The organism is Zhouia amylolytica, from assembly GCF_900116365.1.
Lineage (GTDB): Bacteria > Bacteroidota > Bacteroidia > Flavobacteriales > Flavobacteriaceae > Zhouia > Zhouia amylolytica.
On sequence record NZ_FPAG01000003.1, the window covers coordinates 24,174 to 36,006 of the forward strand.

Consider the following 11,833-nt stretch of genomic DNA (forward strand, 5'->3'; position numbering starts at 1 on the left):
AAAAAAGCGCTTTCGTTATAAGAAAGCGCTTGTTAAATCTGTGGGTGATAATATTTCTACTTAATAAATACCGTAGGGTAATTGCCGGGCTCAACTACTGGAATGTTAGCATTGAACTTCGCATTTATTGCTTCAATAAATGTGTTCGCTAAAATAGCATAACCACGAGATGTTGGGTGAACTCCGTCTAAAGAAAATCCTCCACCACTCGCGTATACATTTGTCACAATGCCTCCGTTAAAGTCGATGCCCTCATTAGAAAGTTGATTAAGTTTTGATTTGGTGTCGATATACGCCAGATTGTATTGATCAGCTAAGCCTGCAATGGTAGTATTATATGCAATCTGAGCATTTACAACTTCCTCTACTTCCGCATCGATCAGTACTTGTGAATCGTTCAGTGGAACACCAACTCCTATTACGGAAGAAGGGTTGTTAGGATCCGCTAAAGTACCAAGCACTGAGCTGGTAGTTAATAAGATTAAATCTTCTTCTGTAGCTTGTCTTAAATTTCTAAATTCAGGATTTAACGCCGAAAGATCGGTTAAAGTTTCATCTAAAATAACGACAGCATTTTGTCCGGCACTAAATTGAATGGTTCTTTTTTGTAGTTCCTCTGCTGATATGAATCCACCCGCATACGCTAGTTGAAGTCCGCCGTTATATTGCGCATAGGCCTGGTTGACTTGTTGAGCAGTAGCAGCATCCATTGGAATGGCATTATAAGGAACCGTGGTGAAAAAAGGAATTGCCGTTATGTCCGGTAAGTTTGCTACAGCTCCTTTAGCACCGTTCGCTGTGAGCCCTTCTAGTAAGCTGTTATATATGCCGGCAAAAAGTGTAGGATCTGTTATATCGCTACTGCCGTAGGTTTGAGGATCTAAATTACCCGTTTGATTGGTTCCGGTTCCGCCCGAAGTGGCATAGCCTAAAATGTCATTATTTCCAATCCATAATGAGAAAAATGACGGTTCTTGTTCTAAAGCGTCTTCAAGTACAGAAGCATCCGAATTAGATGCCATTCTTATAAAGTACGGGTTAGCTGCAGCTGGGAAATTAGCAATGTTTCCATATCCATTTGCCACAAGGTGGTAGATTTTAGCACCAGGTACTCCCATGTTGTTAAATGGACCTTCTAAAATATCAGAAACATTTGTAGTCGGTGTTTCATTTAGATTCACAGGTGTAGGGCTCGCAGGGTTACTATAATCCAATACCATTCTGGTGTTTGAAACAACTTGTCCGGATAAAGTAAGGCCACCAATATTATCGTTTACTAAAGGTTGATTAAAGTTGCCGCCTCCTGCCAGTGAAAATTGTTTGGCCATGATGCTTGGATATGAGTTTTTCTGAGCCTGTAAGTAAACGGTTCCGTCCGAATAACCTGCTGTAAGTGAATTTCCAACGGCAACATAGTTAGAGAAGTCAGCATCTCCACTGGTATATGTGCCAGGTTCATCCACGGGATTTTTAAACTCCGGTTCACAAGCGAAAAACAATACCGTGCTTGATAAAATATATAATGTTCTTTTCATGATCTGTTCTTTTACTAATAAGGATTAAAATTTGTAAGAAACGCTTAGTCCGGGAATAAAAGCATTGTTTTTATAGGTGCCACCAAAAGATGATGTTTGACCATTACTCTCTGGATGATAGTCATAACTTGCGTCAACTTCTTCAAAATGTATGTATAAAAATGAAGCGTCAATTGCAAATCGACTGTTTACGTTAAAAGTTAATCCTCCGGTGAAATTGTCAGAGTCATTACGAGGAGTCTCTGGAGCGAAATATCCCTCTTGTACCGGTGATTCATCAAAATAATAACCACCCCTTAGTGTGAACTGATCGTTAGCAACATATTGAACCCCAAAACGATAGGTTGATGAGTTCTTGTAGTTTCTTGGGTTGGTAGACTGAAGGCCGTTGCTAAATGAAAGGTTGAGGCTGTCATATGAGTCCCAGTACACTCTGTTGAAGTCGAAAGCAACCAGCCACTTATCATTTATTTGATAGGAGGTTCCTACGGTTAATTCTGCAGGAAGTGGCAATGAGGCGTTGAAGGTTCCGTCAGCGAATTGCCCCTGCAGCCCGCTAGGCACATTTTGAAAGTCTGCAGATCCATTTTCGGCGTCCATTTCAATTTCTGAACGGTAATTAACACCTATGTTCCATTTTTCAGTGGGTCTAAAGAGCATTCCAAGTGAGTATCCCCATGCATTGATGCCACTTTTATCGATAGTGACATTAGATCTGTTTCCTTCTAAATCTGAGAGTGATCTGTCTAAATTTCGATTAAAATTGACATTTCCTGTTACAAATATTGGTCCGCCACCAATACTCATTTTATCATGTAATTTAATAGCTACCGTTGGTTGGATGAATATAGATGCAAGTTCTATTTTTTGAATAAGGTGTGAACCTTCCCAGTTTTCTGGGTATTCTACGCTACTTCCATAAGGGGTGTAGGCACCCAAACCAACACTTAGCCAGTCATTGACCTGATAGGCAACATATGCGTTGAAGGGGGTGCTAACTGGGTTGTCTGCCTCAGAACTCCAGCCAAATTCAGTGTTTTGGAAGCTGATATTTGAAAATATGAAATTAGCACCTACGCTCGCGCTAAATCGATTATTTAAAAAGGCCATTCCCGCAGGATTGAAGAATACAGTTTCAGCACTGTTTAATACGGCAACGCCTGTGTGTCCCATGGCCAATTGTTTGTTACCTTGCAAGGCAACTCGATAACCGCCAGCAAATACCATGTAATTAGCGCACAGCAAAAAGGTAAAAAGAATAATTCTCTTCATTTAATTTAAGGTTTAAAATTGATAAAAATTAGCTAGTCATTCAGAAACTCCAAAACGGTGTCAAGGAACATTTTAGGGTTTTCTGCATGTAACCAATGCCCTGCATTGGTAATTGTGGTGGTGGTTGCTAATGGAAAATGGTTCTTGATGACAAGGTCATCAATTGGTTGAATATAATCGGAATTACTGCCTCTTAGGAATAGTGTATATCCATTATACTTTGCTTCTTTAGGAAGCGCTGCTCCGATTTGGTTTACATTTTTTGTCAATGCTTTCAGGTTAAATCTAAAACCTAAGCTTTCTTTTTCTTGCCAATATAAGTTTTTTAATAAAAATTGCCTAACAGATTTTATAGAAATATAGCTTGATAGTTCTTTGTCAGCCTCTGTTCTTGAGTTAATTGTGTTGAAATTCAAGGCGTTTAAACCATCTAGGATGTCTTGATGATGAGGGGGGTAATATTTAGGTGCTATATCAGCAATAATTAATTTTTCGACCTTCTGAGGGTGCAGGGTTGCAAAAAGCATGGCCGTTTTTCCTCCCATAGAATGGCCTAGCAAGTTGACCTGTTGTAAACCATGGTGATTCATGTAGTTTAAAAGGTCTTCGGCCATTAATTCATAACTGAAATGATCTGAGTGAAAACTTCGTCCATGATTTCGCTGATCAATTAGGTGAACTTCATATCCTTTTTTTGAGAATTCATTACCCAATGTTTTCCAGTTATCACTCATTCCTAAAAAGCCATGAAGTATTAACAGTGGGGTGCCTTCTCCTATTATTTTAGAATGTAGTATTTCTCTCATTTTAATTTGCTTAGATAAAGCTGAATTACATTTTCAAGTCCTAAATACAGGGATTCTGATATGAGTGCGTGTCCAATGGATACTTCCAAAAGGTTAGGGATGTTTTCTTTGAAAAATTGAACATTGTCCAGATTTAAGTCATGTCCTGCATTTATTCCCAAGCCGACTTTTTCAGCAATTTTAGCAGCTTCTATATAAGATTGGATTCCAGATTGATTTCCTTCTTCATACTTTTTGGCATAATCCTCTGTGTAAAGTTCTATTCTGTCTGTACCTGTGTTAGCTGCTGCTTCTACAATTTTACTGACCGGGTCAATAAAAATGGAGGTTCGAATGTTATTTCTTTTAAATTCGGAAATTACTTCAATAAGAAAGTCTTTGTGTTTGATAGTGTCCCATCCTGCATTTGATGTAATAGCGTCAATTGCATCCGGTACCAGCGTTACCTGAGTAGGTTTTACTTCCAGAACTAAATCTATGAACTTTTTGATAGGATTTCCTTCTATGTTGTATTCAGTAGAAACAACCTGTTTTAAATCGCGGGCATCCTGATATCTGATATGGCGTTCATCAGGTCTTGGGTGGATTGTAATGCCTTCGGCACCAAAACCTTCAATGTCTATTACAGTTTTTACCAGGTTCGGAACATCTCCACCTCTTGAGTTCCTAAGAGTGGCTATTTTATTAACGTTTACGCTAAGCTTAGTCATTTAAATTCTTGTTTATTTTATTGGCGGTAACAAAAGTACAAAGTTAAAAAAATAGGGTTAGCGTTATGATTGAATATTTTAAACGACCTAATAGTAAAATGATGTTAAAGTTTATTAGGTAATATATGGGCTGTTAAGAAATTGTACTTTTTTGTCTTGTAAATAATTTTGTCCTAGCTTAATTTTAATTAATTTGCTTTAAGAAAAAAATAGAGATGAATATCCTTTCGTATATTAATAATGACCTAGTGCCGATTTCACCAAATCTAACCGTTAATATGGTTTGTGAAACTTTTGAAGGCCACACTTTCACACATATGCCTGTGGTGGAAAATGGGTTCTTGTTGGGTAATATTTCTGCAGATGATGTAAAAGGTTGTGATGAAGAGAAACTAATGAAAGATTATCAGTATGCCTTGGATACATTTTTCGTTCGAAAGGATACTAACTGGATAGATGTGCTGGAAGCATTTGCTCAAAACGATGCTAACCTTATGCCTGTTATAGATGAGAATAGTATGTATGTTGGTTATTATGAACTGATTGATATTGTTGGAGTGTTTAAAGAAACGCCTTTTTTAAATGAACCCGGAGGCATTTTAATAATAGAGAAAGGATCTCAGGATTATTCTTTTAGTGAAATAGCTCAAATTGTAGAAAGTGATGATGGCAGGTTATTAGGGGCGTTTATCTCTGAAATTCGTGATGAAATTACCCAGATTACTTTAAAAATTGGCAATACTGGTTTAAATACTGTTATGCAGACTTTTAGGAGGTATAATTATAAGGTGGTTTCAGGGAATGATGATGATATTTATCTCGAAGACCTTAAGGAGCGTTCCAATTATTTGAAAAAATTCCTTAATATTTAGCGCTAACACAAAAATGACGCCCATCTTTGTAGCTTTGTTAAAGATGGAGCAAATATGTTTTTGTCAAAAAAATAAACGTCAAGCTGATGAAAGTCGGAATTTATGGTCAGTATTACCAGGATGGATTAGAAGTTTACCTGATTGAGCTTTTAACCGAATTGGAAAAAAACAAAGTCAAAATATTCTTTGAACAAAATTACTTGTCTGATATAAAGAATAATGTCTCCCTGAAGAATCAATATGAAACATTTAGCGAGTTTGAAGACCTGGATGATTCCTTTAATTTGTTCTTTAGTGTTGGTGGTGATGGGACGATGCTGAGAAGTATATTGTATGTTCGGGATCTTAATATTCCAATTATAGGTATTAATGTTGGTAGATTAGGGTTTTTGGCTACCGTTCAAAAAGATCAAATAAAAAAAGCCGTAGAAGCTTTGGTTGATGGCCGCTACGATGTGGAAGAAAGAAGTCTGCTCCAGATTGAGACCCATCCTTATAATAAAAATATTGGAACGGTTAATTTTGCTATGAATGAAATGGCTGTAAGTAGAAAGAACACAACCTCTATGATTACAGTCTCAACTTGGTTAGATGACGAATATTTAACTTCTTATTGGGCAGATGGTCTCATAGTGTCGACTCCAACCGGATCAACCGGATATTCATTAAGTTGTGGAGGGCCGGTAATAACTCCTGATACTAATGCTTTTGTAATAACACCGATAGCGCCACATAATTTAAATGCACGTCCATTGGTTATACCTGATAAAACGGTTATAAAACTTACTGTTTTTGGAAGATCGATGGATTATCTATTGTCTTTGGATAGTAGGATTGCTACACTAAGTAATGAAACAGAGATATATATTAAGAAAGCTCCTTTTACTATTAAAATGGTAGAATTCAGGGAAGAGAGTTTCTTGAAAACACTTCGAAAAAAGCTCTTATGGGGTGAGGATAAACGTAATTAAACAATAAAAATGCTGAAAAATTGTTTTTAGTACGACATTAATTACGCGAAACATCCTTAAAGAAATCATAATTTTTATATTTGCAAACCTCTGAAACTTATGAAAAAGAGCATTTTAATAATATTAGTCGGATTATTGAGCGGATTATCATATTCGCAAACCTATGAAATAGGTCCCTTTTTAGGCGGTAGCAATATTGTCGGAGATGTGGGGGCGGATAATTATATTCGTCCGAATAAGCTGGCTTATGGCTTGGTTGCCAAATGGAATGTAAGTACGAGATATTCTTTCAGGGGAAGTTTGATGTATTCAAAGCTTCATGCAGATGACAGTAAATCTGATATGAGTTCCAGGCAACAGCGTGGGTATGATGTTGATTGTAAGTTGCTGGAAGGCTCATTAGGTTTGGAGTTTAATTTTTGGGAGTTCGACCTTCATAAATTTAGTCGTCCCTTTACACCATATATGTATAGTGGTGTTTCTGTCTTTGGACATGATTTGTTGTATTTTCAGAATGGAGAGGCACTAGATTACGGAAATCACATTACATTTGCAATCCCAATGATTTTGGGTGTGAAAGCAAAATTAAATCAACATTTAGTTTTAGCCGCTGAGGTTGGAGCTAGATATACATTTACCGATGATCTGGATGGGAGCAATCCAACAGGGAGTTTGGACGATAATTTAGGTTTAAAGTTTGGGAATATTAATAGTAACGATTGGTATGTTTTTTCAGGAGTGACTTTAACATATACTTTTGGAAGAAGACCATGTTACTATTGTCCGCCAGATTGATGATGAGAATTAAGGATGTTAGAAAAGGAGCAAATTAATAAAGATACAATACCAAAACATATAGCCATTATCATGGATGGTAATGGTAGGTGGGCTAAGCAACGAGGTAAGCTTCGTGTGTTTGGTCATGAAAGAGGTACAAAAAGTGTTAGGGAAGTGGTTGAAGGTTGCGCCGAATTAGGTGTCGACTGCCTTACACTATATGCATTTTCTACAGAAAACTGGAATCGACCAAAGGTTGAAGTTCAGACATTGATGAAATTACTGGTAAGTGCTCTCAAAAAGGAGTACAAAAATCTTAAGAAAAATAAAATACAGTTAAATGCTATTGGCGATCTTAACGCCTTACCTTCAAGTACCAAAAAGGAGCTCTTGGAGGTTATAGAGAAAACCAAGAATAATACAGGTTTAAAGCTTACTTTAGCATTGAGTTATGGGTCTAGGGAAGAACTTAAAACGGCTGTTAAAAGTATTGCGGATAAAGTTAAAAATAATATAATTTCTTTAGAAAAAATTGATGAATCCGTTATAAATAATCATCTTTATACGCATAATTTGCCAGATGTTGATTTACTTATTCGAACTAGCGGAGAGCAGCGGATAAGTAATTTTTTATTATGGCAAATCGCCTATGCAGAATTGTATTTTACAGATACACTGTGGCCTGATTTTAATAAACAACAATTGTTTGAAGCTATTATCAATTATCAAAATAGAGAGAGAAGATTTGGAAAAATTAGTGAGCAACTTAACAACTAATATTAGTATGTTCAAAAGGTATTTAGGGGTACTTTTACTTTTTGGAGTAGTATTTTTTAATAGCGCAACCGCTCAAGAGACAAGTTTAGATAAAGGGAAAAAGTATATTCTCGGTGGTTTGGAAGTAACTGGAGTTAAAAGTTACAATGAGCAAACCGTCGTGACTTTTACTGGATTGCAGATAGGGCAGGAAATTACTGTTCCTGGTGAGGAAATTAGTAAAGTAATTACCAAACTATGGAACCTGAACCTCTTTAGTGATATTAGTTTTTTCATTACAAGAGTAGAGGGAGAGAAAGTTTTTTTAGAACTTCAGATAGAAGAGCTACCTACCTTATCGGATGTTAAGATTACAGGCTTAAAAAAGAAAAAAACAGACGATATTGTAAAGGAGGCCGAGCTTAAAAAAGGTAAAAAGGTTACGGAAAGCTTTATCGCCAACACTAAAAATTATCTTCTTAATAAATATAAGAAGCAAGGATACTTGAATACTAAGGTCCTTATCAATACAGTTCCTGACACTTCGGAGGCAAATGCTGTAAAAATGATTGTTAATATCGATACCGATGAAAAGGTAAAGGTGAAGAATATTGAGTTTCTCGGTAATGAAAAGCTGAAAGACAATCAGCTTAAAAAAGCCATGAAAAATACCAAAGAGAAGCAATTTGGAAGGTTTTGGAAAAAGTCGAAATTTATACCTGAGGATTACGATACTGATTTAAGCACTTTAATTGACGCTTACAAGGAAAAAGGGTATAGAGATGCGAGAGTTCTGGAAGACTCGGTTGTTTATAATGATGATCATACCATTGATATTAAAATTTCAGTGGAAGAAGGTGATCGCTATTACTTTGGTGATATCGACTTTGTAGGGAATGCAGCCTATACTGATAATGATTTATCAAGGGTTTTAGGTATTAAAAAAGGTGATGTATATAACGGAGTTTTGTTACGTGAAAGAATAGCGGATGAAACAAAACCCGACGGAAATGATATTACGAATTATTATCAAAATACCGGATACCTTTTCTCAAGAATAAATCCTGTAGAGGTTTCGGCTCAAAATGATACTATTGATTTTGAGATAAGAATTATTGAAGGAAAACCTGCCTACTTTAATAATGTAACCGTAACAGGAAACGAAAGAACGAATGATCATGTTATCTATCGTAACTTACGTACCAGACCGGGCCAATTGTATAGAAAAGAAAATGTGTTCAGAACTATTCGAGAGCTAGGTGCACTTGGGTATTTTGATGCAGAGCAGTTATCTCCTAACATTATAAACCCTGATCCTGATGCAGGTACTGTTGATATTCAATACGGCGTAGTTGAGGCAGGTTCAAGTCAGATAGAGCTTCAAGGTGGTTACGGTGGAGGTGGTTTTATCGGAACCTTAGGATTGCGATTTAACAACTTCTCAATTAAGAACTTATTTAATAAGGATGCTTATAAGCCAGTTCCTATGGGAGATGGTCAGACCTTAGCTCTAAGACTTCAGGCAAGTAAATTCTATCAAACGTATAGTTTCTCTTTCATCGAGCCATGGTTAGGAGGGAAAAAGCCAGTGCAGTTTTCAACTTCATTGTCTCGAACTTTACAGTTCCGTCCAACTGCTGATTATAGAGATGCAGATAAAGATCAAAGATTTGTTATTACCGGTATCAATGTAGGTATGGCAAAAAGACTTGAATGGCCAGATGATACATTCCAGTTATCTCACGCATTGTCTTATCAACATTATGATATCCAAAATTATGCTGTTGGAGGATTGTTCCCTTTTAGTAATGGTACTTCGCAACAGTTAGCTTATACGGTAGCACTTTCAAGAGATAATACATTTACCAACCCAATATTTCCAATGGGAGGGTCTAAATTTGTAATTAGTGCCAAGTTCTCACCTCCTTATTCATTATTTAATGGAGTTGATTATGCGAATCTTGAGAACGATCCGGATTATAAATTGAAGGATGCTAATGGTAATTTTATCGATGCAGAAGGAAATCCTGTTGCTAGTGTAGATGATGCTGCAGCTGATGAAGCTAAAATAGGGCAAGAAAAGTTAAAGTGGTTAGAGTTCTACAAGGTGAAATTTCAAGGAGACTGGTATAAACAACTGGTAGGTCAACTTGTGTTAAGAACCAATGCCGAATTCGGTTTCCTGGGTGCTTACAATCAGGAAAGAGGAGTGGTTCCATTTGAACGATTTTTCGTTGGGGGAGATGGTTTAGGAAATTATGCTTTAGATGGAAGAGAGAATGTACAGCTGAGAGGGTATCCTAATAACTCCTTGTCAAATAGAGATGGATCGACCATTTTTAATAAGTTTTCAATGGAATTACGTTATCCAATAACACTTAAACAAACCGCTTCAATTTATACATTAGGATTTTTAGAGGCAGGTAATGCCTTTGATTCATTCGATGAATATAGTCCTTTTGATATTAAAAGATCGGCGGGTCTCGGGGTGCGTATATTTATGCCTGCCTTTGGATTGTTAGGAATTGATTTTGCTTATGGATTCGATCCGATATATGGTGGAAACACCGCAAACGGATGGGAGACACACTTTATCATTGGGCAACAATTTTAATTTTGGCACGGTATTTTCTATGTAAGATATCATGATCAATAATTAAACGTAAAATTTTTTGTCATATCGATAGAGTTATTACTTTTAAGGTTGATAAAAAAAAATTAACGGATGAAAATAAAAGTTCTTTACATATTGTTCTTTATTTCGGTATTCGCTTTGCATGCGCAAAAAGGGGTTCGACTGGGGTATATAGATATGAATTATATCCTGGAGAATGTCGAAGAATATCAGGAGGCTAATAAGCAGTTGGAGAAAAAGGTTCTCAAATGGAAGCGCGAGGTAGAAGATCAGAAAAGAACCATAGCGCAGATGCGTGCTGATTTAAATGCCGAGAAGGTGCTGTTGACTAAAGAGTTGGTAGAAGAGCGTGAGATTGAGATTGATGCTTTGGAGTCAGAGATGATCAAGTATCAGCAAGACCGTTTTGGTCCTGGCGGTGATATGATCATGCAACGAAGCCAATTGGCTCAACCTATTCAAGATCAGGTTTTCAATGCTATTCAGGACATAGCAAAAAAACGAAATTATGATTTTGTTTTTGATAAATCAGCAGATGTTGTCATGCTCTATTCTAATAAAGCCTACGATATAAGTGATATGGTGCTTACGAGTATAGATCGCAATAGAAAAAGAGGTGGTGTTGCAAATAAAAGCGAGCCGGAAACCGAATTGAAGAAGTTTGAAGAAGATCAGGAGCAAGAGCCTACAGAAGCTCAAAAAGCTGCAGAGGCTAAAAAGAAAGAAGCACTTTCTGATCGAGAAAAGCGAAAACTAGAATTAGAAGCGGAGCGACAAGCCCGTCTTAAGGATATAGAAGAAAGAAAAAAGGCATACGAAGCCAGAAGAAAAAAAATATTAGAGGAACGTCAGAAGTTGAGAGATAGCTTGCGGCGTGCAACTCAAAAACAGAAAGATTCGATAAATTAGGATAAACGAAGAGGAAACATTTATTAACACTTAAACAAAAACAATTAAGAGAGACTATGAAACATTTAAAATCATTTTTAGTTGCAATTGCATTGATTGGTGCGGTAAGTTTTGCAAATGCACAGAGTAAAGTTGCACATATTAATGTTCAACAACTAATGAGCGAAATGCCGGAATTTAAGGCTGCTCAGGCGGAGCTTAAAAAATTAGAAGATAACTACAAAGCAGATTTAACTTCTTCATATACAGAATTGCAAAATAAAATTAAGCAGTATAGTGGCGAAGTTAAGACAAAGACTGAACAAGAGAATGCTGCAAGACAGCAAGAGGTTCAGGGGCTTCAGGCGAACATTGCTAAAGCGGAGCAAGTAGCCCAACAAGAATTGCAGAAGAAGCAAATGGAATTATATGAGCCATTACTTAAGAAGGCTAACGACGCCATCCAAAAAGTGGCTAAGGCTCAAGGATTCGAATATGTTTTTGATGCTTCACCTGGTACGGGTATCATCCTAGCTGATGGTAAAGACCTATTACCAGAAGTAAAGAAGGAATTAGGATTCTAATAGAAACATCCCTTAGATAATAATTTG

At 36.7% G+C, this 11,833-nt stretch carries 11 protein-coding genes; 7 read left to right on the top strand and 4 right to left on the bottom strand.

The window, feature by feature from the left end:
* Nucleotides 1-56: 56 nt before the first annotated feature.
* From BM361_RS05150 to BM361_RS05165, 4 genes are read right to left on the bottom strand one after another with little or no spacing between them, the layout of a single operon-like run.
* Nucleotides 57-1,535, bottom strand: a complete 1,479-nt coding sequence (locus BM361_RS05150; RefSeq protein ID WP_038266489.1) for an SGNH/GDSL hydrolase family protein — start codon at nucleotides 1,533-1,535, stop codon at nucleotides 57-59.
* 24 nt (nucleotides 1,536-1,559) lie between these two features.
* On the bottom strand, nucleotides 1,560-2,807 hold the full coding sequence (locus tag BM361_RS05155) for an OmpP1/FadL family transporter (protein WP_074977425.1): 1,248 nt from the start codon (nucleotides 2,805-2,807) through the stop codon (nucleotides 1,560-1,562).
* A gap of 32 nt (nucleotides 2,808-2,839) precedes the next feature.
* Nucleotides 2,840-3,604, bottom strand: a complete 765-nt coding sequence (locus tag BM361_RS05160; protein WP_074977821.1) for an alpha/beta fold hydrolase — start codon at nucleotides 3,602-3,604, stop codon at nucleotides 2,840-2,842.
* Nucleotides 3,605-3,609: 5 nt separating this feature from the next.
* Entirely contained in the window at nucleotides 3,610-4,323 is a 714-nt protein-coding gene (locus BM361_RS05165; protein ID WP_074977427.1) for a pyridoxine 5'-phosphate synthase, read from the bottom strand.
* Between the two features lie 215 nt (nucleotides 4,324-4,538).
* On the opposite strand from BM361_RS05165, the gene BM361_RS05170 reads away from it, so the two are divergent.
* From BM361_RS05170 to BM361_RS05200, 7 genes are all read left to right on the top strand, one after another.
* Nucleotides 4,539-5,195 (top strand): CBS domain-containing protein, encoded by a 657-nt coding sequence (locus BM361_RS05170; protein WP_038266481.1) that lies wholly within the window; start codon nucleotides 4,539-4,541, stop codon nucleotides 5,193-5,195.
* An 86-nt stretch (nucleotides 5,196-5,281) separates the two neighbouring features.
* Nucleotides 5,282-6,166: an NAD kinase gene (locus BM361_RS05175; RefSeq protein ID WP_074977428.1), complete on the top strand. Its 885-nt coding sequence runs from the start codon at nucleotides 5,282-5,284 to the stop codon at nucleotides 6,164-6,166.
* 99 nt (nucleotides 6,167-6,265) lie between these two features.
* On the top strand, nucleotides 6,266-6,961 hold the full coding sequence (gene porG / locus BM361_RS05180; RefSeq protein ID WP_074977431.1) for a type IX secretion system protein PorG: 696 nt from the start codon (nucleotides 6,266-6,268) through the stop codon (nucleotides 6,959-6,961).
* A 15-nt stretch (nucleotides 6,962-6,976) separates the two neighbouring features.
* Nucleotides 6,977-7,720 (top strand): isoprenyl transferase, encoded by a 744-nt coding sequence (locus BM361_RS05185; RefSeq protein WP_074977433.1) that lies wholly within the window; start codon nucleotides 6,977-6,979, stop codon nucleotides 7,718-7,720.
* Nucleotides 7,721-7,727: 7 nt separating this feature from the next.
* Nucleotides 7,728-10,313 (top strand): BamA/OMP85 family outer membrane protein, encoded by a 2,586-nt coding sequence (locus BM361_RS05190; RefSeq protein ID WP_082436138.1) that lies wholly within the window; start codon nucleotides 7,728-7,730, stop codon nucleotides 10,311-10,313.
* Nucleotides 10,314-10,424: 111 nt separating this feature from the next.
* Complete coding sequence (locus BM361_RS05195; protein ID WP_074977435.1) at nucleotides 10,425-11,243, top strand: OmpH/Skp family outer membrane protein; 819 nt, start codon at nucleotides 10,425-10,427, stop codon at nucleotides 11,241-11,243.
* A gap of 56 nt (nucleotides 11,244-11,299) precedes the next feature.
* On the top strand, nucleotides 11,300-11,806 hold the full coding sequence (locus BM361_RS05200) for an OmpH/Skp family outer membrane protein (RefSeq protein WP_038266468.1): 507 nt from the start codon (nucleotides 11,300-11,302) through the stop codon (nucleotides 11,804-11,806).
* Nucleotides 11,807-11,833 lie beyond the last annotated feature (27 nt).